At 34.8% G+C, this 25,947-nt stretch carries 23 protein-coding genes; 9 read left to right on the forward strand and 14 right to left on the reverse strand.

The genetic code is table 11. The annotated features are described in order from the left end of the window. Positions 1-15 precede the first annotated feature (15 nt). On the forward strand, positions 16-234 hold the full coding sequence (locus tag FT986_RS08685; protein WP_147864666.1) for a hypothetical protein: 219 nt from the start codon (positions 16-18) through the stop codon (positions 232-234). 15 nt (positions 235-249) lie between these two features. Then, positions 250-4,839, forward strand: a complete 4,590-nt coding sequence (locus FT986_RS08690) for a T9SS type A sorting domain-containing protein (protein WP_147864665.1) — start codon at positions 250-252, stop codon at positions 4,837-4,839. 243 nt (positions 4,840-5,082) lie between these two features. Here the strand turns inward: FT986_RS08690 and FT986_RS08695 are convergent, their stop codons facing one another. Then, positions 5,083-5,706, reverse strand: a complete 624-nt coding sequence (locus FT986_RS08695) for a hypothetical protein (RefSeq protein ID WP_147864664.1) — start codon at positions 5,704-5,706, stop codon at positions 5,083-5,085. Between the two features lie 287 nt (positions 5,707-5,993). Here FT986_RS08695 and FT986_RS08700 point away from each other — a divergent pair, with 287 nt between their 5' ends. Further along, positions 5,994-7,274 (forward strand): OmpA family protein, encoded by a 1,281-nt coding sequence (locus FT986_RS08700; protein ID WP_147864663.1) that lies wholly within the window; start codon positions 5,994-5,996, stop codon positions 7,272-7,274. Positions 7,275-7,567: 293 nt separating this feature from the next. On the opposite strand, the gene wecB is transcribed toward FT986_RS08700, so the two are convergent. The 3 genes from wecB to FT986_RS08715 all read right to left on the reverse strand — a co-directional run bounded on the left by wecB (position 7,568) and on the right by FT986_RS08715 (position 10,544). Beyond that, entirely contained in the window at positions 7,568-8,692 is a 1,125-nt protein-coding gene (gene wecB, locus FT986_RS08705; RefSeq protein ID WP_147864662.1) for a non-hydrolyzing UDP-N-acetylglucosamine 2-epimerase, read from the reverse strand. A gap of 159 nt (positions 8,693-8,851) precedes the next feature. Next, a complete protein-coding gene (locus FT986_RS08710; protein ID WP_147864661.1) occupies positions 8,852-9,454 on the reverse strand; it encodes a sugar transferase in 603 nt (200 codons plus the stop codon). A gap of 187 nt (positions 9,455-9,641) precedes the next feature. Beyond that, positions 9,642-10,544: a LysR family transcriptional regulator gene (locus FT986_RS08715; RefSeq protein WP_147864660.1), complete on the reverse strand. Its 903-nt coding sequence runs from the start codon at positions 10,542-10,544 to the stop codon at positions 9,642-9,644. A 91-nt stretch (positions 10,545-10,635) separates the two neighbouring features. On the opposite strand from FT986_RS08715, the gene FT986_RS08720 reads away from it, so the two are divergent. Then, complete coding sequence (locus tag FT986_RS08720) at positions 10,636-11,235, forward strand: NAD(P)H-dependent oxidoreductase (RefSeq protein ID WP_147864659.1); 600 nt, start codon at positions 10,636-10,638, stop codon at positions 11,233-11,235. Between the two features lie 153 nt (positions 11,236-11,388). Here the strand turns inward: FT986_RS08720 and FT986_RS08725 are convergent, their stop codons facing one another. The 7 genes from FT986_RS08725 to wecC all read right to left on the reverse strand — a co-directional run bounded on the left by FT986_RS08725 (position 11,389) and on the right by wecC (position 19,009). Further along, positions 11,389-11,745 carry a DUF6567 family protein gene (locus tag FT986_RS08725; protein ID WP_147864658.1) on the reverse strand — a complete coding sequence of 119 codons (357 nt, stop codon included), beginning with the start codon at positions 11,743-11,745 and terminating at the stop codon, positions 11,389-11,391. A 342-nt stretch (positions 11,746-12,087) separates the two neighbouring features. Further along, entirely contained in the window at positions 12,088-13,350 is a 1,263-nt protein-coding gene (locus FT986_RS08730; RefSeq protein WP_147864657.1) for a T9SS type A sorting domain-containing protein, read from the reverse strand. A 259-nt stretch (positions 13,351-13,609) separates the two neighbouring features. Further along, positions 13,610-14,635 (reverse strand): serine hydrolase, encoded by a 1,026-nt coding sequence (locus FT986_RS08735; RefSeq protein ID WP_147864656.1) that lies wholly within the window; start codon positions 14,633-14,635, stop codon positions 13,610-13,612. A 48-nt stretch (positions 14,636-14,683) separates the two neighbouring features. Continuing rightward, positions 14,684-15,784 (reverse strand): two-component regulator propeller domain-containing protein, encoded by a 1,101-nt coding sequence (locus FT986_RS08740; RefSeq protein ID WP_147864655.1) that lies wholly within the window; start codon positions 15,782-15,784, stop codon positions 14,684-14,686. Between the two features lie 175 nt (positions 15,785-15,959). Further along, positions 15,960-16,658, reverse strand: a complete 699-nt coding sequence (locus FT986_RS08745; RefSeq protein ID WP_255505938.1) for a hypothetical protein — start codon at positions 16,656-16,658, stop codon at positions 15,960-15,962. Positions 16,659-16,740: 82 nt separating this feature from the next. Further along, positions 16,741-17,712: an exo-alpha-sialidase gene (locus FT986_RS08750; RefSeq protein WP_255505937.1), complete on the reverse strand. Its 972-nt coding sequence runs from the start codon at positions 17,710-17,712 to the stop codon at positions 16,741-16,743. Between the two features lie 85 nt (positions 17,713-17,797). Continuing rightward, complete coding sequence (gene wecC, locus FT986_RS08755; protein WP_147864704.1) at positions 17,798-19,009, reverse strand: UDP-N-acetyl-D-mannosamine dehydrogenase; 1,212 nt, start codon at positions 19,007-19,009, stop codon at positions 17,798-17,800. 267 nt (positions 19,010-19,276) lie between these two features. Between wecC and FT986_RS08760 the strand changes: the two genes are divergently transcribed. The 5 genes from FT986_RS08760 (at position 19,277) to FT986_RS08780 (ending at position 23,969) form a co-directional block, all read left to right on the forward strand. Then, positions 19,277-20,179, forward strand: a complete 903-nt coding sequence (locus tag FT986_RS08760; protein ID WP_147864705.1) for a M28 family metallopeptidase — start codon at positions 19,277-19,279, stop codon at positions 20,177-20,179. A gap of 288 nt (positions 20,180-20,467) precedes the next feature. Beyond that, positions 20,468-21,292: a thymidylate synthase gene (locus FT986_RS08765; RefSeq protein ID WP_147864706.1), complete on the forward strand. Its 825-nt coding sequence runs from the start codon at positions 20,468-20,470 to the stop codon at positions 21,290-21,292. Between the two features lie 11 nt (positions 21,293-21,303). Continuing rightward, entirely contained in the window at positions 21,304-21,708 is a 405-nt protein-coding gene (locus tag FT986_RS08770; protein ID WP_147864707.1) for an energy transducer TonB, read from the forward strand. Positions 21,709-21,817: 109 nt separating this feature from the next. Beyond that, entirely contained in the window at positions 21,818-22,984 is a 1,167-nt protein-coding gene (gene egtB / locus FT986_RS08775) for an ergothioneine biosynthesis protein EgtB (protein WP_147864708.1), read from the forward strand. Between the two features lie 16 nt (positions 22,985-23,000). Next, positions 23,001-23,969, forward strand: coding sequence for an L-histidine N(alpha)-methyltransferase (locus FT986_RS08780; protein ID WP_147864709.1), 969 nt, complete (start codon positions 23,001-23,003; stop codon positions 23,967-23,969). Between the two features lie 211 nt (positions 23,970-24,180). Here the strand turns inward: FT986_RS08780 and FT986_RS08785 are convergent, their stop codons facing one another. The 3 genes from FT986_RS08785 to FT986_RS08795 are packed head-to-tail and all read right to left on the reverse strand — an operon-like array spanning position 24,181 to position 25,903. Beyond that, positions 24,181-24,564 (reverse strand): hypothetical protein, encoded by a 384-nt coding sequence (locus FT986_RS08785; RefSeq protein ID WP_147864710.1) that lies wholly within the window; start codon positions 24,562-24,564, stop codon positions 24,181-24,183. A gap of 4 nt (positions 24,565-24,568) precedes the next feature. Then, positions 24,569-24,808 (reverse strand): hypothetical protein, encoded by a 240-nt coding sequence (locus FT986_RS08790; protein ID WP_147864711.1) that lies wholly within the window; start codon positions 24,806-24,808, stop codon positions 24,569-24,571. A gap of 18 nt (positions 24,809-24,826) precedes the next feature. Then, positions 24,827-25,903, reverse strand: coding sequence for an aminotransferase class V-fold PLP-dependent enzyme (locus tag FT986_RS08795; protein WP_147864712.1), 1,077 nt, complete (start codon positions 25,901-25,903; stop codon positions 24,827-24,829). Between the last annotated feature and the right edge of the window lie 44 nt (positions 25,904-25,947).

Raw genomic sequence — 25,947 nt, forward strand, 5'->3', positions numbered from 1 at the left:
TAAAATTTACAATTTATGAAAAATAGAAAATCTTTTTTAATCGCTTTCGCCATAGTAGGTCTAAGTTTATTTCCTACGACAGTTCAAGCTCAACTTCCAGGTTTTATGGATGATGTAGATGATGAAACTGCAATTGCACCAGCTGCACCTATAGATGGATTTATAAGTCTTGCTATCCTTATGGGTGGAATTATAGGATACAGAAAATTAAAGGACGATAAGAATCAACATTAACTAATCTACTTTATTATGAAAAAAAATTACTTTCATTTCATTTCCATGATAATATGTATGATTTTCTGCAGTTTTACCAGTTTATCATTAGCACAAAATGGTCCAGGAGGAGTAGGCTCAGATACCGATAATCCTTTTTGGTTTATCGCCAACACCTTAAGTTCTACAACCGCTAATAACACTACGGTTTCTGTGTTTCCTAACGTAGGTGGTAATACCTTAAATGCTACCCAGAGCATTTCTAATCGTCGTCCTACCTTTCTAACTAATCAATTAAATGGTTTTCCAGTATTGAGTTTTGATGGGAATGACTACTTAGAAATTGCTGATAATAATGTCATCAATCAAGGAGGTCCATATTCTGACAGAACTCTTGTCATGGCTGTTCGCACTGGCGCTAATGTAACAAATCGTCAAGTTATCTATGAGGAAGGGGGTTCCATACGTGGATTAAATATCTATATCGACGGAGGGTCCCTTTATGTAGGGGCTTATAATTTGAACGATGATGATTCAGATACAGCATGGGGATTTACTTCTGCTAGTACTACGATCACAGCGAATACGAATTATATCATATCTTTTAAATTCTCTGGAAACTCTAGTAATACTGGTGTTATCGAAACCTACCTTAATGGAATATCATTTGGAAACCTAACAGGAATAGGTCGACTTTTTAATCATAACGAAGCTATTTTAGGAGCTCAGGTAAATGATACTTATTATCATACTGGATCTGTTAGTGGAGATGGCTCTTATTTTACTGGCCGAATTGCAGAGTTTATTTTTTATAGTAAATCACTAAATAATCCAGAGCTTTATAGTGTAGAAAATTATTTATCTTCTAAATACAATATTAGTTTAGGAGCAAATGATGTTTACCCATATGATGCTCCTGCTGAAAATGATTTTGATTTTCATTTTATTGGGATAGGGAAGCAAAATGCAACCCAACAGCATATAACTTCTTCTGAGGGAACTGGAATTCTGAGAGTTGCTCAAAACACTTCTCTTTCTAATAATGAATTTTTAGCTATTGCTGCAGACGAATTTAACTATACTGCTTTAGAAACTCCTTCTTACGGTTGTTCTAACTCTAACAAATCAATGTATAGACTTACCAGTAATTGGCGTGCAACAAAATTTGGAGCATTCAGTACCGTAGACTTTTCATTACTCATCGATGATTTTAATGAGAATGTAGGAGACAATTCTGAAGTTGTGATGTTTGTAAGCAATAATATTTCATTTACCGGTGCTACCGAAATTAACGCTACTTCTATCAGTGGTGGAATTGCTACATTCAGTAATGTAAGTATCGCCAATGGTGACTTTTTAAGTTTCGGAATTGCGCAATCTAACCCTAATACTGTGTTACCTGGAGGAGTTTCTACTTCATTAAACACCCGTTTCTGGTATCAAGCAGAAGATCTAAACTTAGCTTCTAACGATAAAGTAAGCTCTTGGATAAATCAAGGACAAAACGGTTTAGCGATTGAACAAACTACAGGAAATAGGCAACCCCTCTTTTTAGAAAATCAAATGAATGGCTTCCCGGCCGTACAATTTGACGGTAATAATGATCAACTTATCATTCCGAATAATGCAGAGTTAAATACTTCTGAACCTTATTCTAATCGTACGTTTAGTATGGTTTTTAATTCTGGCTCAAACATTACAAATACTCAAATGCTTTATGAAGAAGGAGGAAACACAAGAAATCTTCAGTTTTTCATAAAAGATGGAGAATTACATTTTGGGGGGTTTAACAACGCCAATGACGGAGCAGGGTCTCCTTGGACTTATACATCCTATAGTACTCCTATCGTGAGTAATACCAATTATGTATTAAGTTATGTATATGATGGAAATTCTTCCACAACAGGAAGTATTCGATGCTATTTAAATGGGGTGTTAGCAGGTACCATATCTAATATTGGATTTTTATATGCCCATACGGGAGATATTACTTTAGGAGGACATACCGATAACATTACAGTAGATGGAAGTAATAGCACAGGAGACTATTTTGAAGGTAGTATTGCTGAGTTTTTAATTCACGACCTCTCACTAAACACAGTACAAGTTAGAGTCTTACATAATTATTACGCGTCTAAGTACAATTTAAATTTAAGCAACAACGACCTTTTTGCTTTCGACAGTGCTGTTGGAGGTGATTTTGATCATAATTTAGTAGGTATTTACAGAACTACCGCAGAGAATAAAAATGTTTCTCAAATAGGAACAGGAATTATCAATATTACCAATCCTTCATCATTAGATACCAATGAGCACTTATTAATTGCTGCTAATCGACAAGGTAGCCCTATATTAGACGCTGCTGATATCGACTGTTCCACGACAGGTATTGATAACCAAAAATTAGCAACAATCTGGCGAGTAGACGAAGGAGGAGATGTAGGAACTGTAGATTTAGACTTTTTAATAGATCAAATTAGCCTTAGTTCAGCTTACTATAATTCTATTGAATTGATAATTGCTGATAATCCAAGTTTTACCACTCCTACGGTAGTATCTGGTACTATCAACTGTAGTAATATGAGTTTTTCAGGGATAAATTTAGACGATGGAGATTATTTTACTTTACGTTACAAGGATGTGCAACCTATAACTTGGGATGGAACTAATTACGCAAATGGATCTGGTATTGACGGGGCTCCAAATAACAATGATCAAGGAAGAAAACTTGTGGTTCTTAATGCTGGAGCAGCTATTACAGAAAATGCTTCGGTGGGATGTATTCATATTGCTTCTGGTGCAGGTGCTAGTTTTGATGCAGGGATTGAATTTTCCATACAAGGTGATATTTATAACTTAGGAAGTATTGATGGCTCAGAAGCGAGCTTTAGGTTGAATGGTAATACTACACAGACTTTTTCTAACAATGGTTTTTCCATGGGAGAATTTGAACTTAACAATCCTTCAGGAGTAACTATTGCTTTAGCTACAGATGAATTTCTATTTATCGATGAGGTGTTGCGCATTAACCAAGGAATCTTAACCACTGGCGGTCAGGTTTATTTAAGATGCGATTTCACTAACGGGCCTGCTCAAATTGACCGTGTGCAAGGAACAATTTCAGGAGATATCACTACAGAACAGTGTTTTCCTGCTAAAAGAGCCTTTAGATTAATTACCTCTTCAGTAGATTCGGGAGAGAGTATTCATGCCAACTGGCAAGAAGCTGCTACTTCTTATACCAATAATCCTAATTCTGGTTACGGTACACATATCACTGGTGTAGATACGAGTTCTGATCAAACCAATGGCTTTGATTACACTCCTTCTGGAAACCCTTCTATGTACACTTATGATAATGGTTTATCTCAATGGCAAAAAATTAATAATACTGATAACACCAATTTAGTGGCAGGAGTACCTTACCGATTGCTTGTTCGAGGAGATCGCTCTATTGACGTAACTTCTAACAGTGCCTTTCCAACAAATACTAGATTAAGAAATAAAGGAAATGTGCTATCTGGAGATGTTATTCAAACTAACTTTAACTCAACCGATGGAGCTGCTAACTTTTTTGGAAATCCTTACCATGCGGCAGTAGATATGGATTTGATTATGACAAATGCAGCAACCAACAATGTTGCTCCGAACTTCTATTATGTATACGATCCCGACTTAGGAGGTTCTCCTACTCCAGGTACTCCTGGAGGTCGCGGTGGGTACGTCACGATAGATTTGTCTGATGGCTCTAATAATAATGCAAGTTCAGATGCAAATCAGTATCTACAGCCTATGCAAGCAGCATTCTTTCTTACTGGAAATGCAGGAACAACACCTTCCTTAGCTTTTACGGAAGCTAATAAGGCTGTCGATGTAGCATCTAATCAAGTATTTAGACCTACACTCGCGATGGGTAAAGAAATTAATATACAGTTATTTACTCAAGAAGCTTTTACCAATAACAAAACATCTTCTGATGGATTGAGAATCAAGTTTTCTGCTCAAGCTAACAATGCTATTGACGCCCAGGATGCTCCTAAGTTCTTTAATCTAGATGAAAATTTGGCACGTATTGATCAAGGAAATTATATAACTATAGAAAACAGAGCACTGCCTTATGAGGGAGAAGTATTGCCGTTGTTTACGTATCAATACCGCTACCAAGATTATGTTTTACAGGTAGATTTAACTGATGCTTTTAATTATGAGGTATATCTAGAAGACGCCTATTTACAAACTTCTACTTTACTCTCTACAGGAACACAATACGTTAACTTCCAAGTTGATGCTTCTATTCCTGCAAGTATAGCCACCGATAGATTTAGTTTGAGTTTTGGCAAATCTTTAAATATCAATTCAAATACAGCTCAAGGAATTCAAGTATACCCTAATCCGGTAACGGGGAACCAAGTATACCTTCAACTCCCTCAACATCATGGAAATCGTATAGAGCTTAAAGTTTATAATGTCTTAGGTCAGCAGATATTCGAAAAAATAGTATCTCCTAACGCAGAGAAAACGCTTCAAATCAATTCAATTCCATTTTCAGCTAGCGGAATGTACTTTTTGAAAATGATTGATCTTGAAAATAATCATACCTATGAAATAAAACTTATCAAGTCTTAATTCTATAGAAGAATATTTAACCAAAAAAGCTGAACTATGATATCATAGTTCAGCTTTTTCATTTTAAGTCGTGCAGTCTTGGTTTTATCTAGTAAGACAAACTATAAGAATGTTTAATAAGGAATATGGAATATCAGCCAGTTTTCAATGTACAGTAAAGTAATGTAGTTTTTACTATGATCAAAGAAAAAAATCTATCAAGGTTACAGAAAGGTTCTGGTTTAAGGTTTAGTAAATAACATCCTAATACCAATCAGCATGGTATTTTTCTTTTCCAAGATAAATATAGACACCAATGCCCACAAATAAATTTGCTCCGTTTTCGGAATTCCCTTGGATATCTAATACCTCACCATTATACCCATACCATTGCCCTATTTGATAGGAATAAGTAAGATCTCCTCCTAGCGCTAAATGAGGTGAAATATTAAAAAGCAAACTTCCTCCTAATAGTAAATTACCCATACGATCATAATTGGAAACATTATTGGGAGAAGCGAGTGATATCCCCGGCCCTGCATGTACTTGAAAGTTGACATATTCTTTGATATAATATGGGAAATTGAAAATATGATTAAGACTAGCCACCCCTTCCAAAGAAAATCGATGAAAACTTAAACCTGCGGTTTGATTTCCATAAGATTGATAAGTATAAGTTCCCGATAAACCGAATTTTTGATTGAGCATATACCTACCTCCTACTTGAAAATTATTAAAGGAAATATATTCAGACCTAGAAATACTTTGGGTGGGAGAAATAGGGATTGAGGCTCCATATTTTACATCTAAAGAAAGCTGATTGTATTGTTGTTGTGCTTGAAGAAACACACCAAATCCGAGGAAAATAATCAATAAGAATAAACGCATATTTGCAAATTTTTCAAATATACTCTTTAAACTTAATATCTTTTATATTAAATCTTTCTTAAGAAAACCATGTTATAGGTACTTGGAATTCAATAAAAATGACTATTTTACTACCTGAAGCTATTTTTTCTGTTAAAGTTGCTATAAAATGAAAGCTAATTATTTAAAATTGTGTGAAATTTAAACAGCTAACTATTTAACAATTAAAATTGTATTTCTTTTTTTAGATTAAAAACTGTTATATATTTGTCAGCAAAACGAAATGTAAAATCATTACATTAATCATTATGAAAAAAATTACTTTTTTATTATCGTGTATCTTGGCATCGTCTATGATCCAAGCACAAGAAACTGAATATAATCACTGGTCTATCGAAGCTGGGGTTAATATGAGTGAGCCAGGAACAGGCTACAGTGAGGATGGCGCTACAGCCTTGTACAATTCTTCTTTAACCGGTTCTATAGGTGGAGAATTGGGGGTACGCTATATGATCAACGAGAAATTTGGATTCAAATTAGGAGGTATGTATTCTCAAATTACGGAAGGAGACAACAGTCTTCCATTTGAAACTACTTACTATAGAGCAAACTTAGAAGGAGTCGTAAATGTAGGATCTATTTTAGGTTTTAGAGAATGGACTCAACGTTTCAACCTTTTAGGACACGCTGGAGCAGGTGTAGCTAATATCAAATTAGGAGAAGATGTTACTTTTGCAGATGAAGATGATTTTAGCGCTATGTTGATGGTAGGAATAACTCCACAGATCAGAATTTCAGATCATATTGCATTTTATGCAGATATGACCCTTTCTGGTAACTTATCTCAAACGTATACTTGGGATGGAAACCGTGCAGATAATGGGGATCGATACTTTGATGGTAACATCGCAACTTTTTCTGCAGGGATTCAGATCTACTTAGGTAAAAAAGAAAAGCATGCTGATTGGGTAGATATGACAACAAGAAAAGAATTAACTCAAGAAATTGATTCTTTATCAAACCGTATCGCTGAAATTGAAACCAACATGATCGATAGTGATCAAGATGGAGTACCTAATTATTTAGATCGTGAACCAAACACTATGAACGGTGTAGCTACAGATACTAAAGGTGTTGCTGTAGATAAAAACAATAATGGAGTTCCTGATGAAATTGAAGGTTCTTTAGACAAGCGTTATGCTAAAGCAAACTCTACAAACGGAGCTGCGAACGCCGGACTTAATGTAAAAACTTTAATTAACGAAGGTTATGTAAATGTTTACTTTGAGTTCAATAGCACGAAACCAGAAACCTATTCTTATGAAGCTATCAATTACTTAGTGAAGTATATGAATAACAATCCTTCAGCTCAAGCTGAATTGATTGGGTATGCAGATGAGATTGGAAATGCTACTTACAACATGCAACTTTCAGAGAAGCGTGCTAAAAAAGTACACGATATCTTAGTAGCCTCAGGAGTTTCAGAAGATCGTTTAGAACATAGAGGAGAAGGAATTGACGACTCTGTGGATAAATCCTCTAAAGAAGCTCGTCAGTTAGTAAGAAGAGTAACTTTTAGATTGAAATAATTCCCCCAATCACTTATATCATTGAAAAAGGCTATCCAAATGGATAGCCTTTTTTGTTTTCAGTAAAATGAGATTGAATTTGGCAAGTATTAAAAGTACAAATTACTCATGAAAAACCAAAATGAAGCCCTCTTCATGAATAAAAATTATTTCCTTTTCTAATCGTATGTAAAGAACTATAATTTTAGGAAATTGTTTGCTGTTTTCATCTAGCTATACTAAAAAATAGATAGGTTCTAATAAAACCTAAATTAGCTTACTCTAATTTTATAGGCTCACCTATATTAGTATATTTAGTTTTCATCTTTTAGAAACGCCACAATACGCGCACAAGCTTTCCCATCTCCATAAGGGTTATGCTTTCCACTCATTTCTTTATATCGCTCTTTATTTTCTAATAGAGAAAGGGTCTCCTCTACAATCTTAGCCGTTTCTGTACCTACTAAAATCACGGTTCCAGCTTCTACTGCTTCTGGGCGCTCTGTATTATTTCTCATCACCAAAACTGGTTTCCCTAAACTTGGGGCTTCTTCCTGCACTCCCCCACTGTCTGTGATAATTAATTTTGACTGGTTCATTAACCAGACAAAAGCGGGATAGCCTAAAGGATCAATTAAATGAATGTTGGGGACCGCTCCTAAAATTTCATTTACGGGTCCTTTGACTTTGGGGTTTAAATGTACAGGATATACAATTTGAACTTCAGGCTTTTTATTAGCGATTTCCTTTAAAGCCGAGCAAATATTTACAAAACCTTGACCGTGATTTTCTCTACGATGTCCAGTGACGAGAATAAGATCTTTCTGGCTAGAAACTATAGATTTTAAGTGAGTAATCTCCTCATTCTCTAAATATTTTACACGTTCAGAGCTTTCCAACAAGGCGTCAATCACCGTATTACCCGTAATGCTTATTTTTGATTCTTTAATATTTTCTAAGAGCAGATTCTCTTTAGACTGCTGAGTAGGCGCAAAATGATAATCTGTTACCCTTCCCGTAATTTGTCGATTCATCTCTTCTGGAAAAGGAGAGTTTTTATTCCACGTTCTTAATCCTGCCTCTATATGACATACTTTAGCTCCGCTATAGAAACTAGCAATAGCTGTAGCCATAGTGGTAGTCGTATCTCCGTGAACAAAAACATAGTGAGGTTGATATTCTTCTAACACAGTTTTTAATTCCGTGATAATATCAGCCGTTAATTGGTGTAGATTTTGATTCGGTTTCATCAAGTCCAAATCATAATCGGGTACAATTTCAAAAAAGTCTAAAACTTGATCTAACATTTCTCGGTGTTGAGCCGTCACACAGACCTTAGTTTCAAAGTCTTGATGATTTTTTTGTAGTTCTTTGACTAAAGGCGCCATCTTTATGGCTTCAGGACGTGTTCCAAATACTAATAAATTCTTCTTTTTCATGAGATGATTTTAAAAATTTAAAGGTACTTATTTAAAATTAACCTATCAACAAAAGTATAATCTAGAAACCGCCTCCTTAAATACTAGATTTGAGTTTACAATAGCTTTTGTATTTGATTTTCTAGAGCACAAAAAATCCGATAAGAATGATTGCTTTACCTACGAACCTACTATGGTTTTCCAAAGAATTTGAATGTCTAAACCAAAGGAATAATTTTCGATGTACTCCTTATTTAACTTTATCTTTTCAGGCCAAATCACTTCTCTGTTATAAGTTACAGGATCCTTTTGTTGAGCCAGTAATTCCTCCTCTTGCTTAAAATTTAAAGTGGCTAAACCCGTAATTCCAGGTAACAAGGATAAAATTTCTCGGTCTTGACCCTGAAGCTGATCTGCAAATCCTGCTACATCGGGTCTCGGTCCCACCAGGCTCATTTCACCCTTTAACACATTCCAAAGCTGAGGAAGCTCATCAATTTTAAATTTCCGTAACCACTTTCCAATACTCGTAATGCGAGGGTCATTCTTTGTCGTGACCGAGTTGATAGGTCCGCTGACCTCTCTCATGGTCTTAAGTTTGTAGATTTTAAAAGGAAGCCCATGCCTGCCTATACGATAAGGAGCATAAATACCTGAAGTGCGGCTACTGATAACAATAGCTAAAAAACTTATAAAAATTAAAGGGAATGTGAGGACCAATCCCACGAAAGAAAATATAATATCAAAACCTCTTTTATTAAGCTTTTCCTTTTTAGTTAACACTTTCTTTTCCTTTTATAGCTGTTCAAAATTACGCAATTAAATTAAAGTTGAAATGAGCTATTAGGTTTAATTCCTTTATAGGAATTAGAAAACGTGAACCTCTTATAAAAAGCAGTCTCCTTATATGCATGTAGTACTTCTTTTTTTCATTAGTATTGATCAGCACTCAAATTCCAAAATAATTTTTTTAGGCTAACTTGGTAATAAATAACTTACGGAGCGTATCTAATTCTTTTTTGTATTTCAAATCTGTTCTTGAAGCAAAGTATAAGGTATTCTCCGTTTTTACTCTTCCTTCCCATAATAAATCAATCTCTTGTCCCTTCAACTCCTTTTTGCATAAAAAATCGGGTACTACGGCTAGGCCTCTGTTATGAGATAAACACCTGATGATAGAGGTGATACTGGGAAGAATATAATTAGGCTTAAAGGAGGGTTTCTGTTTAAAATTTTCAAACCAAAAACGTCTAAAATGCTCCATTTCGTTAGAAGAACTATACCATACGTGTTGCAGTAACTCTTTTTCTAATGCCTTAAAGTCTTGAGATTCTAGATGCTTTTTTATTCGTGTTGTATCGGTCTGATTTCCCGCTATCAATACGATTCTTTCTTTAGAAAAGGGTATATATTCTACCAATGATTTTTTATCCTTTTGTTGATGTGGGGTAATGACTAAATCTAAAATCCCTTGATTTAAGTCATGAATTAAATCGGTATGCGCCCCAAACCGAGCTAACAGATCAAAGTTTAGATGGGGAATTTCGGGTTCTATCACGAGCTGAAACATTTCAGAACACATTCCTATATGAAGTGAGGGGTTTTGTTCTTGTGTAGTTTTTTTAAAATGCTGTTCAACCTTTTCTAATTGACTTAATGCATCGGCGATAGAAACATAAAGTAATTTTCCATCTTCAGTAGGAACCATTTTTCTTGAGGTACGTTCAAATAATTTTTTACCTACGTAAGCTTCCAAAGCATTTAAGTGCACACTTACCCCAGGCTGAGAAGCAAATAAGGCCGTCGATGCCTTTGTCAAAGTCCCCTTCTCAAAAATTTCTTTAAAAGTTCTATACCACTCTAAATTCACCATTTCTATTAAAATTATAATACAAAGATATGATTTGTATTATTTTTACAATACATAAATTCATGATAGTTTTGCATTTCTAAATCTATAAACTATGAAAAATATTTTTATAATCAATGGAAGCCATCCTTTCGCACATTCAGGAGGGAAATTTAATGAATCCCTTTTTCTTCAAACTCAAGCCCAATTAAAAGCATCAGGAAGTTTTCTAATAAAAACTACCCAAGTGGGAGAACCTTATCATATAAAAGAGGAAGTGGAAAAATTTGTTTGGGCAGATTTGATCATTTACCACACCCCTATTTGGTGGTTTCAGCTTCCTTTTGGATTTAAAAAATACTTAGATGAGGTATTTACGGAAGGACACCAAAACGGAATTTATAAAAGTGATGGAAGAAGTAGAACTAACCCTCATCTCAATTATGGCACTGGAGGAATGATGCAGGGTAAAAAATATATACTCACCACCAGTTGGAATGCACCTCAAACAGCTTTTTCTTTAGCTGATGAATTTTTTGAACAACATTCAGTGGATGAAGGAGTAATGTTTGGCTTTCATAAGATGAATGCTTTTACTGGAATGCAATTCTTAGCCAGCCATCATTTTTATGATATGGAAAAAAACGCCGATGTTCCTTTAGAGTTAAAAAACTATAAAAACTTTTTAGCAAAAGTTACCGAAAAGGGTTTTTAATAACTTTAGCTTTCAAGGACTAGAGTAATTCTACAACCCGATGATTTTCAATAAAGCAAAGTTTGTTTCTATTGCAAGGAGTTCTTGTAGGGTAAACAAAAAAAACGGATCAAACACATTCATTTGATCCGTTTTTATAAATTGAGTATCCATTTATTTAAACTCCACAATATCTGCCGTTACATAGCATTTTGTTGTAGAAATAATTCCCAAAAAGCTCGAATATTTAAAATTGACCGTCGTGTTGGCTAAAGTCTGAGCATCTTGTAAGGTATGGTTTTCGAGCATGTTCTGCTTTGCTTCATCTACAATTGCTTCTCTATTCATTTCACCAATACCAAGCACATAAGTTGCCTGAGATTTACCTTGAAGATCTCTTTTTACGTAACTATAGTTATTTGAACTTAAGGAAGCTGAATTATTCATATAGCCCGTAAGACCTGCTGCGCAACTTGAAAATAAAACGCTAATACACATCATTAAGGAAATTCGTAATAGTAATTTTTTCATGAAATTAGATTTAGTGATTAATTGACTTTATTTGTTTTTATAAAGCCAAAGTAATGGAGATGCAATTGAATTGCCTTACGGTTTTCCGTACTCTCATTAAATCTTTCAAAAGAATTATCGAATTATCTTTGTACAAATAGGGATTGATTTCTATATATCTAACAGTTTCGCTTATAGGTTAAGATTTATACTAACAAGCTTTTCAGTACGTGGCCTAAAGCAATCTTAATCCCTACAACAAGATACCTATAGGCAAATCTATTATGAGTTACATTCCTATGTCTTAAAAATCCCATAAGAATTCCTCCTAATTAGCTAACCATTTCAGATGGTGTGAAAAGGTTACTTTTTCAATATTTTGGAAATAAATATATGTTTTTCTGTAGATAATTTCATGAGATATATTCCACTGCTTAAATGGGACATATCTGCTTTTAAATCTTTTCCTTGTGTATGGTTGGTCGTTAGCATTAATTTTCCGTTAAGGTCATAGAGTTCTAGCAAAATATGGTGATAGGTAGAATTTAAGCTTATAATCAGTTTATCCATCACTGGGTTAGGGTAAATTTCTATTTGCTCTAATAAGGCATCTTTATTTTCTAGGTGAGCAATCGATATTGTTTTAGTCATTGTATCCCATTTGCCACATTTATATACCGTTAAAGATACATTATAATCCCCGACAGCTCCATACGAATGAATTGGGTGTAGGTCTGTAGAAGTATTTCCATCCCCAAAATCCCACAGTAAACTGTCAAAATCATCACTCGTATTGGTAAATGTTATTTGATTCCCATTTACCACCTCCGAATAATCTGCCTTTGCAGGGTTCACCGTAAAATCCCAAGTCGGCATTTGATCGAAAACTATATTTTTAGTAGCCATTTTAATCCTATCGGCATCCAGAGTAGACAAACTAGAGTTCCAATTAATTCCTAGAGGATCTTTTTTATAAATCATCGTATAAAACACACAAGCTGCGGCATAAGAACCCTCAAGGGAAGGGTGTGAACCATCACCAGCATACAAATCTATAGTGGGATAGTGTTTTCTAATATACCTCCAGACGGCTCCTACAGGAGCCACCTCAGCTTCATTGGCGGCCGCCATAAAATTGTAGGTATTTTTAATAGCATCATCCATCCCTTCATAAGTACATACCCAAGGAGCATTGCCACAATTGCTACTATCTCCATTTTCTCTTCCCCAAGTCATATAGAACATGGGTTGAGTGCATTCATTATTTGCTCTAATGGCATTGCTTAAAGTAGCCGCATAGGGATAGAGTTCGGTTTGCATTTGCGCATTAGACCAAGAAGTCTCCTGACTTTGGGCTTGTAAGACCACATAATCCCAAGCCTGCGCATTAATTTTATTTAAGGTGGTTGTATGGGTGGCGTGATTCATCAATCGATAGCCTCCAGGCGTATTCGAGTCATATACCAAGACATCCCCCATATCTATAGCAATATTTTGAACAAGTAAGGTTAAATTGTTGACCCCGGTATAACTATTCCCTATAAAGAGTACCTTTTTAGTAGCTTGCCCTTGAGCGGTAAAAACAGATAAGAAAATGAGTAAAGAGGTAACAAAAGCATATTTCATTTTAGTTGTATTTATAAACACCTATAGGCATGGTTAATTATAGTGGAGGAACGTTAAAGAAGTAAATTTAGTAAAAATAGTTTTTATATATCTATTGCATTGATTTAGGTCTTCCCTAGTCTTTTAATGTAATCTTCCTTTAGGTAATTCTCTTATTAAAGTAAAACTTTACCTAATCTTCTAAAATATCTCAAAAACATTCATCCTATAGAGTAGTTCACTTTCATATATTGCTAGATAATAAACTAAAGCCGGTTATTTAATCTTTTTCACTCATTATACGTACCACTCGGTTATACATGATTTCTGATAAATTCCATTGGTAACCCTCAAAATCGACTGTATTGGTCAACTGAATTACTACTGCGTCCTTAGCTTTATGATATTTAGCTATCGTTTGGTATCCTGGGATCAACCCCGTATGTTCATATTTATAAATCGAGGAATATATATCCTGTTCTTTTTTATTCTTAAACACCGTCCCCTCATTAAGTGCTCGTATAAATTTACCTAGATCTTCTGCTGTGGCTAACATAAGGCCATGGTCCTCTGTTTTCAAGTCCTTTTTATAACCCACATAATAACCACTCATAACTTCTTCCATAGGAACATCTTTAATAGAACCATAGGTATGATGAAGCTCTAAAGGTTCTAATATATTTTTTTTAATGTAATGAAATTTATCTTGTCCCGTTACTTTTTCAATAAGATGAGAAAGCAACAAATAATTGGTATTGCTATACTCATAAGCCGTATCGGGTTTAAAATGGGCAGGTAAATCTAGCACCAAATGGAGTTTTTCCTCATCGGTTTGTTTAGGGTACGCCCAATAGTTTTGAATTCGGGTATAATCAGGAATTCCGCTTCTATGTTGAAGCATCATTTTGAGCGTGATTTTATCGGCATTCTCGATTCGCCCTTTTAATTCTGGAAAATAATCAGCAAGGCTTTCGTCTAAAATTACATGCCCGCTGTTCACTAATTTTGCCATAGCAACAGCGGTATAGAGTTTACCTACACTCGCAATTTTAAATAATGAATGCGGATCGGTAGGTGTTTTGGTTTCTCTGTTCTTATAACCCGAGGTATAAAATTTGGGAGGTTTGCCCTTTTCATCAATATAGACTATTATACCATCAAACCCATAATCTGCGGCCTTATCGACTTGTTCTTGAATGGTACTTGGAGTTGGAGTGACCCAAGCTATTACCAAAGGCCATGGAACAAAGAACAAGGAAGCTATGCTACCTAGAATAAATAGAAAACGTAATATTTTTTTTGTCATAGTATTTATAAACGAGAGAATAAGCCTAACTTTGGTACTATAGGTTATCTATTTTGTCCATGGTTCTTTATCAGCCAGGTCTGTTATTTCTTTACCATCATATACACTTATACCTTTCCAGGTACTCAACCAAATCTGTCCCTTACGATCTTCAAAAATATGTTGAATAGTATTGGTTGCCAGTCCGTCTTGGACAGTAAATTGAGTGAAATTCTTGCCATCATAGCGATAAACCCCATGGTTTTCAGCAGAAAACCACACATTACCTTTTTTATCTTCCATAAAATTATAGGCTTCTAATCCCTCAATTCTATTATCCCTGGAATAGTTGTAAAAAGTATTGCCATCATATTTACTTACTCCTCCGTTAAAAGTCCCTATCCATATATTTCCTTTGGTATCTTCAAAAATATCAAATGTCTGATTATCCGTTAAGCCATTACTTTCTGTCCATTGTTTAAAATGAGCATCTTTATAAGTGTAAATTCCATTTCCATCCACCACAAACCACATCGTTCCGTTTCTATCTTGCAAAATCTTAAAAGCCAATTGATCGCTCAACATAGGCTCAGGTTTTTTTACTGTAGATTTAGGAAGTTCAAACAGAGTAAAATTCTTACCATCAAACTGATAAACACCTTCAGTTGTCCCCAGCCACAGAAGTCCTTTTTCATCAATAGTCAAGCCCCAAACTTCATTATTAGGTAATCCTTCATTTGCGGAATAAACCTTAAAATTCTCTCCGTCAAATTTTATAAGACCACTAGAAGTACCCAACCAAATATTGCCCATTTTATCTTCAACTATACCTCTTACAGCCCCAACATCTTTATTGAAATCTTCACTGATGTCAAATTGCTGGAGGGAGTTATTGTCGTATCGAATGACTCCGTTCCCATTGGTACCCAACCAAAAGTTCCCTTGACTATCTTGATACATTTTTCTTACAAACTCAGTTACCCTTCCATTTAAATCTGCGTGCTTTCTATCGGAAGCTATATCCTCTTGATAAATTAATGGAATTTGACCTTGCTTGGAAATATGCGGCGGCTCCGGAGTGCTTTTTTGAGGGGTTTGACTATTACATCCTCCTAAAAGAATTGTCCCCACGAAGTAAGCTAGAAATAAAATTGCTTTTGCTTTATACATAACTTCTGTGATTTATTTAAGATTGTCGTTAAGGGTTTTGGGGTGAAATGAGGAGACAAAAGGAGCCAATTCGAACCCAAAGTTTCTGTTTTTTTACTCTAAATTGCAATTTCCACTTGCCCATTTTACGGTAGATTCTATCCCTTTTTCTCATATTATAAGCAACTATATTATTTTATATAGAGGGTTCAGAAGCATGAGTGATAGCCCTTGTTAAAGATACATTTAATTTTTCTATATATTCCTTTTTCTCAAGCAGGTGGTCGATATGTGCTTCAAATGTCTTGGTATTATTTAAATTCGGAAAGGATAATTTTTTCTTTGCTATTGAATTTGAAATCAAAATATTGAAGTAATTATAATATAGTATGATTTTTTGCAAGTTATCTGTTTTACGGATTTCGAAACCTATTTTTTTAGCGGTTCTTTTATTGATGATGTAGCTTGTCCCCCGAATTATTAGTTTTTTATCAGTCTTATAGTTTGCCATAAGGCGTAACAATCCTTCTACGTACTGTTGGAGTATAAAATTTCTTCTCTCTTTTGCCTTCATGTTTTTATCGAGGACATAATAGTAATCAAATAAAGTCCCTCCGTGAATTTTAAGGGTTCCGTCTTTGGGTTTTTCACTTACAAAGAGAGATGAATAGTAAATTATTCTTCCACTTTTTTTCAAAGATGGCATATCAAAAAAAGGTGCTATTATAGATAAGCCTATGGCAAAGGTTAATATCCCTATCAGATAGATCTCAGCATAAATAGAAATAATTATAGAAGCTGTAATTAATAGCATAAAACCCAAGGCGATTCCCCCTAAAATCCTATTTTGCTCTTTTCTACTTTTGTTGTAAAATCTATGCTTCAATTTTTCCAAACCTGTTTTTTAACAACTTTAGGCAATCATTTTAGGCCATGGGTAATTAATATTCTTAGTTGTCATCTATTCTTGTAATGAATCATTCTAATTGGTCAACACCAATTTTATAGATATTCCCAAAACCGTTTTGTGGACGATGAGCAAATGCTTTTAATGCCTCGATACTTTCTAATTTTTTAGGCCCTAATGTTCTTCTTTCACTGGTAAAATATAAATTACCAGACTTCCAATCTACAAACGGACAATAATCCAATTTATCAGAATTGATGATCGCTCCTAAGTTTTTAGATGCCGACCATTTCCCTAAACTATCTTTTCTACTTATATACAAATCTCCACTCCCAAACCCATCTGATCTTCCAAATGAACTAAAAATGATCAGGTTTTCATCCGGACTTACATAAGCGTTAAATTCATAAGATGCAGTGTTGATTTCTTTAGGCAATGCTTTAGGAGTTTGAAATTTACCGGCTATCCACTCAGATTTAAAAATGTCTTCTTTTCCCATTCCGTTATCTTTTGTCGCGGTAAAAAATAGATTCCCCGCATCGCTTAAAGACGGAAAAAACTCATCCCCTCTAGTATTAATAATTGAATCTAAGGCGACGGGCTCAGACCATCCCGTTTGGGTACGATCACTATACCAAATATTGTAATCCTTTCTAGAGGCATCCCCATAAATAAGTCTGTTAGACGCAAAATACAATCTATTACCCTGCTTCGTATAAAAAGGTTCTATATCTTGATACTCGCCCGATATGTTTAAAATTTGTGGACTTGTCCACTTTCCTTGAACTCGCTTTAGATATACAAGATTTCTTTTCTCTTGTTTGTAATCGCCCAGGGTATAGATCACCTCATCACTTTGAGGCGATACGGCAAAATCTCTTTCGTATAATGAGGTTGATATTATATTTTCACCTAACAATGTTAGACCTTCTGCTGTGGTTTTAATGTCTATTAGACCATCGTGAGATGATCGTGTGTGGGTCTGACAGTTCAGCAACAATAATAATACTAAAAGCAGGCTTGTGTATTTTATTTTATTCAATTCTTCAGGTATATTTTTTTCAAAAACCTAATAAAGTATTTGGATATGTTTAATACCTTAATAAAACCATCACAAATTTCCCTCTTTAGTTATTTAAAACACCACAAAAATCTAAAACGACTTGGTTTTCATTTAAGCTTACCTCTTTAAACTCTTGATGTGCAACTAAGAAAGCAACAATATCAGCTTTTTCTAGAGCTTCTTGATAAGAGGTGATTTTAAATACCTGATGGATTTCAATATTAGGTTCTACAATATAATAATTTTCATCTTGTGCGTCTTGTAATACTTTTTGCACGATGTATTTGGCTGGAGATTCCCTTAAATCATCAATATTAGGTTTAAAAGCTAAGCCCATCAAAGCGATGGAGGGTTTTCTCCCATGCTTAAGCTGGAAGTCATGCTTCGCTGTTTTGATTTGCTCGGCACACCAAAAGCTTTTATAGTTATTGATTTCTCTCGCTTTTCCAATAATCTGCGACTCCATTGGAAACTCTGAAGTGATAAAGTAAGGATCTACAGCAATGCAATGGCCGCCTACCCCACATCCTGGTTGTAAGATATTTACTCGAGGGTGTTTATTTGCTAAATGAATTAGCTCCCATACATTGATATCCGCTTTAGCGCAAATTAATGACAACTCATTCGCAAAAGCAATTTGTACATCCCGACTTGAATTTTCGGTCAGTTTACACATTTCTGCGGTACGGGCATTGGTAGCGTGTAATTCTCCTTTTACAAATGCACGGTAGAAATCGATTGCCCTTTGAGTACTTGCCTCATCCACTCCTCCAATCACTCGGTCGTTATGAACGAGCTCGTGCATCACATTTCCAGGTAGCACACGTTCAGGGCAGTAAGCGATATGAATTTCACCTTCCAGTTCAGGACGATCCGTATAGATCAATTTCATCATTTTTTCGGTAGTCCCTACCGGGGAAGTGGATTCGATAATATATAGGTCGCCTTTCTTCAACAACGGAATTACCGCTTTAGTAGCAGCTTCTACATACGAAATATCAGGTTCGTGGTTTCCTTTAAAAGGGGTAGGCACTACAATCAAATAGGTGTCTGCCTCCCTAGGTTGGGTGTCGGCTTTAAAAAAACCTTCCTCTACCGCTTTAGCTAGGATCCCCTCCAAATCGGGCTCCACAATATGGATTTTCCCTTGATTAAGGGTTTCTACAACTTTTGGATTGATATCTACTCCCCAAACCTGTACTTGATTGGAGGCAATTAAAGCGGAAGTGGGTAGGCCTATATAACCTAGCCCTATGGTGGTAACTGCTGGTGTCAATGTCTTTATTTTTAATTCAGGCTGCTAAGATATAAGCTTTTGAATGAACTAAAAGTGAATTTAATTATTAATTTTAAGCCTCAAGAACCGATCAAGACTGGTTTCTAGATACTTGTACCTATTTTATTAAAACCGAGAAGCAAATAGAATCATATTAATTAAGAAGACATCTCGCTTGAAGACTTACAATGCAATAATTAATTAGGCAATTCACAACTTAACTTCTATGTTCCAAATAAAACTTAATATATTTATAAAAAAATAGTTATGATAAAATCTCTAACAGGTTTTCTCTTTTTACTCTGCTGTAGCATCTATGCTCAGCAAGACATTACAGAACAAGAATTAAAACAACATATTGAATACCTAACTTCCGACGACTTAAAAGGACGATACCCTGGGACACCTGAAAATGATAGTATCGTCGATTATTTGGTTGATAATTTTAAATCGAATGGCATACAGACATTAATACAAGAGTTTCCTGCTGTAATGAGAAAGGATAGCAGTTCGGTTACTACTTGGAATGTTTTAGGATTCCTAGAAGGTAAAAATCCTCTTCTTAAAGAAGAGGTAGTGATTTTAGGAGCACATTATGATCATTTGGGAACAAAGAGGGATCACATCTATAACGGAGCAGACGATAATGCTAGCGGAACTGCTGCTTTATTAGAAATCGCAGAAAAACTAAAAGCCAACGAACACCTGCTTCAACGCAGTGTAATTTTTATAGCTTTTGGTGCCGAGGAACAAGGTCTATTAGGAAGCAAATTTTTTGTTGAAAACCCCATTGTACCCTTAAAAAATATTGTCCTTATGGTCAATATGGATATGCTAGGTCATTTAAACGAACAAAAGCATGTATATATGGGTGGTGCAGGGACTTTTCCTGGAGGTGTAGAACTCATGAAAAATCTAGGAGAGCGTCTTCAATTAAATCCGATTGTACACGCAGGTTCTGTAGGCGGCTCCGATCACGTTTCTTTCTATCAAAAAAAGATTTCAGTTTTAGGTCTACATACTGGAGGTCACGACCATTATCATCAACCCACTGATACCATCGAAAAGCTCTACATCCCGGGGATAGTTCAGGTTTCTAATTATATTTATCAAACGTTAATACATGTTGCATCTTCAGATAAAAAAATGGGATTTATTAAGCAAGAGTAAATATCAACATACCTATTTTTAAACAAAATTAAGTTAAAAAACCTTTATCTATAACTTAGAAATAAGGGTTTTTTATTACATAATAGCTTCTCGCTTACGCGGAATTATTTTGTATTAAATTATTTTTTGCGCTATATTTTTAGCTTCTTTTTATATTTTTACCAAAAGACTTGCGTTAGGGATTGAGCGATTTGTTGAAGCTCTTTTGTTTTGTCATTTCGAGCAGAGTCGAGAAACAAAACAAAAAGCGACTCGCGAAAGCCCGCCCGAACGCCCAAAATACTATTCATGAAACAATATCACGATTTACTTCAACACGTTTTAGAACACGGTAATGAAAAAGGAGACCGCACAGGGACAGGTACTAAAAGTGTTTTTGGCTACCAAATGCGTTTTGATTTGAGTGAAGGCTTCCCCATGGTGACCACCAAGAAGTTGCATTTAAAATCAATTGTTCATGAACTTTTATGGTTTCTAAAAGGAGACACCAACATAAAATACTTACAAGAGAACGGAGTACGAATTTGGAATGAATGGGCAGATGAAAACGGAGATTTAGGTCCGGTTTACGGTCATCAATGGCGCAATTGGAACAGCGAAGAGATTGATCAAATTAAAGATATTGTAGAGACTCTGAAGAAAAATCCTAACAGCAGAAGAATGTTGGTTTCTGCGTGGAATCCTAGCGTAATGCCAGATACATCGGTCTCATTTGATGAAAATGTGGCTAACGGAAAAGCGGCTTTACCACCTTGTCACGCCTTTTTTCAGTTTTATGTAGCCAACGGTAAATTGTCTTGCCAGCTTTATCAACGAAGCGCCGATATTTTTCTTGGCGTTCCTTTCAATATTGCTTCTTATGCATTGTTTACCATGATGATGGCGCAAGTGTGCGGCTACGAAGCAGGAGATTTCATTCATACCTTTGGTGATGTTCACATTTATAACAACCACCAAGAACAAGTAGAGTTACAGCTTTCTCGAGAGCCCAGAGAACTTCCAAAAATGATTATTAATCCAGAAGTGAAAGATATATTTGACTTTGCTTTTGAAGATTTTACCTTAGAAAACTACCAACCACATCCGCATATTAAAGCTAAAGTTGCGGTTTAAAATCTTATCTTATGAAAAAGTATCTATTTATTTTAACCTTAATCCTTACCTCATCGTTTGGATTTTCTCAAACTGCATCAGGTAACAAAGTATCTTCTAAAGAAGTAGCTCCCGTTTGGCCAGGGTGCGAGGAAAGTAGTCAAAAATCAAATTGCTTTAATCAAATGCTAGCCAAGCATATTCAGCAAAATTTTAAATTTCCAAAAGGTTATAGTGCCGAAGATAAAGGTACACGAGTAATTGTAAGTTTTGTTGTAGATGAAACGGGAAAAACCAAAATTCTTGAAACTACTGGCGGAAGAGAGCTTTTACAAAAAGAAGCCGAAAGAAATATTCTTGCCATTCCAAAAATGAAACCGGGTCATCTTAACGGAAAGGCTCGAGCTATAAAATATAAAGTGCCTTTTACTTTTTAAACTCATAACCTTCCCATTTGGAAGGTTTTTTTTTGGCGTTAACATACCTTAAAGATTTTCGTATTTAAAATTGTGTAACTTTGATATGAGTTGCACAAAAACACTCATTATGAAAATACGCCAAGATCTTTTGGAGGAATTAATAGCTACTCGAAATGCTACAGAAACGCTTTGCAAGCCCTTGCAAATTGAAGATTATGTAGTGCAACCCGTAGAATTCGTTTCTCCACCAAAATGGCATTTGGGACATACCACTTGGTTTTTTGAAGAGTTTGTTTTAAAAGAAAACGCTCCCGATTACCAATTGTTTCATAAAGATTTTGCTTTTGTATTCAACAGCTACTATGAAAGTGTGGGCGAAAAGGTTATTAGAACCAATAGAGGAAATTTATCTCGCCCTGGCGTAGAAAAAATCTATGCGTACCGTGCGTATGTAACTCAAGCTTTAATAGATTTTTTAGAAAAAAATGAGATAACTAAAGAATTAGAAGATGTGATTGAAATTGGGGTTCATCATGAAAAGCAGCATCAAGAACTCTTAATAACCGACATTAAATATATTTTAGGCAATAACCCTTTACTACCTGCTTACAGCAACAACTTCGAAGAAAATGAAATTGATAAGCACAATCAAGAATGGTTGAACATTCCTAAAGGTTTATACACGATTGGTCATAGCAATACACATGAGTTTTGTTATGACAATGAGCGAGGCGTGCATCAAGTTTACATCCATGATTTTTTTATTTCTAACAAACTTGTTACTAATGAAGAATATGTGGAATTTATCGAAGCTGGCGGATATGAAAATGTGCTACTATGGCACGCAGAAGCATGGGACTGGCTTCAACAAGAAAACATTAAAGCTCCTGCCTATTGGCATCGCATAGAAGGCAAGTGGTATCAATATACTCTTGGCGGATTAATTCCGTTAACGGAAAAAGCTCCGCTTACCCACATTTCTTATTATGAAGCCTTCGCCTTTGCTCAATGGAAAGAAATGCGCCTCCCAACAGAGTTTGAATGGGAAGCCGCTCAACATAAATTTCATTGGGGAAAACGTTGGGAATGGACCGAAAGTGCTTATTCGCCCTACCCCAATTACAAAAAGCCAGATGGAGCTCTAGGAGAATACAATGGTAAATTTATGGTGAACCAAAAAGTATTGAGAGGCGGCTCTATTGCAACGGCAAAAAACCACACTAGAATCACCTATAGAAATTTCTTTCATCCGCATTTAAGATGGCAGTTTAACGGATTAAGACTGGCCAAATAATTTCCTACCTATCACTATGAAAAAAGAAAATACGACTACATATACTTCAGACTTTGCCCAAGATGTGCACGAAGGTCTTACTCAATATCCCAAATATTTATCTTCAAAATTTATTTATGATGAAAAAGGAGATAAATTATTTCAGGACATTATGAATATGCCTGAATATTACTTGACCAATTGCGAGTTTAATATCCTTAAAAAACATACTTCGCTTATCGCGGATTATTTTAATGGAGAAAAAGGCTTCGATTTGATTGAATTAGGAGCTGGCGATGGCAAGAAAACGAAGATCTTATTACAACACCTCGTAGATAAAAATTACGATTTTAAATATTCTCCCGTAGATATAAGTCAGCATATTTTAGATGATTTAGAAAACTCACTGCAAAAGGAAATCCCTGAAGTTTCAGTAGAAACTTTACAAGGTTCTTATTTTAAGGTTTTAGAAAATTTAGCCGATTATAATACGCGCAAAAAAGCGATTATGGTTTTAGGTTCTAATATTGGTAACCTGATGCACGATAAAGCGATTGAATTTCTTAAAAACATTCAAGTGGCTATGAGTGACGAAGACATGTTATTTATGGGCTTTGACCAAAAGAAAAACCCAGAGACCATTCTCAATGCTTACAATGACCCTGCAGGAATTACAGAACGCTTTAATAAAAATCTTCTAGTAAGAATTAATAACGAATTAGATGCTAATTTTGAAACCGAAAATTTTAAACATTGGGAAACTTACGATCCTGAAACGGGGACCGCAAAGAGCTTTTTGGTAAGCCTAAAAGAACAAGAAGTGGCGATTAATGAACTCAACCTTAACATTAATTTTAAAGCTTGGGAAACGATACATACCGAAATTTCTCAAAAATATGACGATGAAGTCGTAGAATGGCTCGCCGATGAGGCCGGACTTAAGGTCATAGAATTCTTTACCGACGACAAAGGTTTTTATAAAAATTATATTTTTAAGAAGAAGTAAAATAAAAAGAGCCAGATTTTAATGGATCTGGCTCTTTTTTAAATTTTTAAGTTCAGTTTATAACACTCTTTTTTAAACAAATGCGTTCCAACATCTGGCGCGATTTTGTAACTTGTGGCTATTCATACAATTTAAAATTACATTCTTCACTGGACACAGTCTAGAGCTAGCTGAAGAAATTTAATGCTAAGACAAGCACTAGCTTGATTTTTTAATAATTGTTTATTTTTTCTATAATATAAAACTCCTTTTGCCTAAAACTATATTTTCTATAGCAAATTTTTAGCTTCTTATTTAAGAATTTGTCTAAATTATTAAGAATATTAGAGTCTTTAAACTCTCTGTAATCTACAGTATAATTAAGTTTTTTATTATTATGTAGGTCTGTAAAATAAATTGCACCTGAAAAAACGGTCTCATTTACATTATAGTAACTTGACAAAAGTTCAACAAGATCATAATCAAGTGAAGATTTACCAAAATCTTTAAAAATAACTTCCTTTTCTTCCAGTTTATCTGAAACTTCTATGTTTTGACATTGTACATTAAAACTAATAAATACCAGTATTATATAGAAATTTAAAAATACTCTCATAATTTTAACTTTTGCTTAAAGCTCTTCCTATTGTAACATAAAAAGAATAAATAAAATATTTTACAGCATCACTTCCAATTTCATCATTAAATACCTGTATATGATGTAAGCCTTCCATACTGGAATAATAGAAAAAATCATTCCAGTTAAAGTAAGATTCAGGAAAATTTGGATTATTAGTAATTAAAATCTCTGACTTTTGAGAAAAAGCAAAATTGCTTACAAAATATAATACTATTAACATATGGTATTTCATACTATTTTACCTTTTTAAAATATTTACCAACACTTCTAAATCTTCCAACGTATTGTAATAATGAAAGCTAACTCTAATCCCGTTACCGCGTTGGGAGCAAATAATTCCATTTTGTGTGAGTTGATGAAATAATTTTTCGTCTCCATTTATATTAAAAATAGTAGCGTGTTTTTCTCGTTTTATTACACAATCTTCTAACAAACCTAATTGGGTAAATTGTTTTTTCGCTTCCGCGGAAAGCGTTTGGAGTTGTTTTTCTGTTGCTTGTCTTCCTATTTTTTCTTGCAATTCTAAAGCTACTTTTACGCTTCCTATGTTGGTATAATTAAGGTGACCTGGTTCTAATCTTCCGATTAGCGTATTTCCTTCTTCTTTGTATTTTCCTACATGAGATCCAAAACCTTCCGTTTTTGGGGAGATTCTCTGTTCGGCTTCTTTGCTAAACATAAAAAAACCATTTCCAAAACCAGCGTTGAGCCATTTGTAAGCACTCGCTCCCAACACATCTATTCCAGATGTTGAAAAATTAAAGTCTTCAGTTCCTAGATATTGAGTCCCGTCGGCAATGATGAGCAATTGAGGAAATTTCTTTTTAAGTTCTTGTAAAAAAGAAAGGTCTATTTTAATTCCGTTAAGGTATTGTACCAAACTTAGTGCTAAGACTTGTGGTTTTTCAACTTCAATTTTTTGTAAGATATTTTGTTCTAGATGTTCGTTAATCTTAGCATAGTAAATTTTAAAATTTCTAGCTTCTACCGCTAAATTAATAGACGGATAGTCATTTTCTAATAGCAAGAACGAAGTGTCTTTAGGTAAACCTTCTAAAATGGTATTTAATCCAAAAGTGAAATTAGGAACCAACGCTATTCTAGCTGCTTCAGCTGTAAAAAACTGAGCGAGCTTTTCTCTTGTTTCTGCTAAAGTTTTTGCTTCTTTATCTCTATTTAAACTTCCTTGCGTTAATAAGTCTATATTTTTATCTTGCTGATAATCAAAAACCTCTCTTGATAGTAATCCTGTTGCTGCAGTATTTAGGTAGGTATAATGTTCTATAAGCGGGAAGTGTTTTCTTAAATTATTCATAAGCTTGAAATAAATGCTTCAAAAATGTTAAATTTGAATACTAC

The sequence above is a fragment of the Mesonia sp. K4-1 genome (assembly GCF_008017825.1).
Classification (GTDB): Bacteria; Bacteroidota; Bacteroidia; order Flavobacteriales; family Flavobacteriaceae; genus Mesonia.

What these genes read in the sequence shown, in the direction of transcription:
- FT986_RS08730 (WP_147864657.1), bottom strand. Translation starts at nt 13,350, where the DNA reads ATGAAATATGCTTTTGTTACCTCTTTACTCATTTTCTTATCTGTTTTT.
- FT986_RS08760 (WP_147864705.1), top strand. Translation starts at nt 19,277, where the DNA reads ATGATAAAATCTCTAACAGGTTTTCTCTTTTTACTCTGCTGTAGCATC.
- FT986_RS08795 (WP_147864712.1), bottom strand. Translation starts at nt 25,903, where the DNA reads ATGAATAATTTAAGAAAACACTTCCCGCTTATAGAACATTATACCTAC.
- FT986_RS08700 (WP_147864663.1), top strand. Translation starts at nt 5,994, where the DNA reads ATGAAAAAAATTACTTTTTTATTATCGTGTATCTTGGCATCGTCTATG.
- FT986_RS08725 (WP_147864658.1), bottom strand. Translation starts at nt 11,745, where the DNA reads ATGAAAAAATTACTATTACGAATTTCCTTAATGATGTGTATTAGCGTT.
- FT986_RS08735 (WP_147864656.1), bottom strand. Translation starts at nt 14,635, where the DNA reads ATGACAAAAAAAATATTACGTTTTCTATTTATTCTAGGTAGCATAGCT.
- wecB (WP_147864662.1), bottom strand. Translation starts at nt 8,692, where the DNA reads ATGAAAAAGAAGAATTTATTAGTATTTGGAACACGTCCTGAAGCCATA.
- FT986_RS08765 (WP_147864706.1), top strand. Translation starts at nt 20,468, where the DNA reads ATGAAACAATATCACGATTTACTTCAACACGTTTTAGAACACGGTAAT.
- FT986_RS08740 (WP_147864655.1), bottom strand. Translation starts at nt 15,784, where the DNA reads ATGTATAAAGCAAAAGCAATTTTATTTCTAGCTTACTTCGTGGGGACA.
- FT986_RS08780 (WP_147864709.1), top strand. Translation starts at nt 23,001, where the DNA reads ATGAAAAAAGAAAATACGACTACATATACTTCAGACTTTGCCCAAGAT.
- egtB (WP_147864708.1), top strand. Translation starts at nt 21,818, where the DNA reads ATGAAAATACGCCAAGATCTTTTGGAGGAATTAATAGCTACTCGAAAT.
- FT986_RS08770 (WP_147864707.1), top strand. Translation starts at nt 21,304, where the DNA reads ATGAAAAAGTATCTATTTATTTTAACCTTAATCCTTACCTCATCGTTT.
- FT986_RS08690 (WP_147864665.1), top strand. Translation starts at nt 250, where the DNA reads ATGAAAAAAAATTACTTTCATTTCATTTCCATGATAATATGTATGATT.
- FT986_RS08720 (WP_147864659.1), top strand. Translation starts at nt 10,636, where the DNA reads ATGAAAAATATTTTTATAATCAATGGAAGCCATCCTTTCGCACATTCA.
- FT986_RS08715 (WP_147864660.1), bottom strand. Translation starts at nt 10,544, where the DNA reads ATGGTGAATTTAGAGTGGTATAGAACTTTTAAAGAAATTTTTGAGAAG.
- FT986_RS08790 (WP_147864711.1), bottom strand. Translation starts at nt 24,808, where the DNA reads ATGTTAATAGTATTATATTTTGTAAGCAATTTTGCTTTTTCTCAAAAG.
- FT986_RS08785 (WP_147864710.1), bottom strand. Translation starts at nt 24,564, where the DNA reads ATGAGAGTATTTTTAAATTTCTATATAATACTGGTATTTATTAGTTTT.
- FT986_RS08695 (WP_147864664.1), bottom strand. Translation starts at nt 5,706, where the DNA reads ATGCGTTTATTCTTATTGATTATTTTCCTCGGATTTGGTGTGTTTCTT.
- FT986_RS08685 (WP_147864666.1), top strand. Translation starts at nt 16, where the DNA reads ATGAAAAATAGAAAATCTTTTTTAATCGCTTTCGCCATAGTAGGTCTA.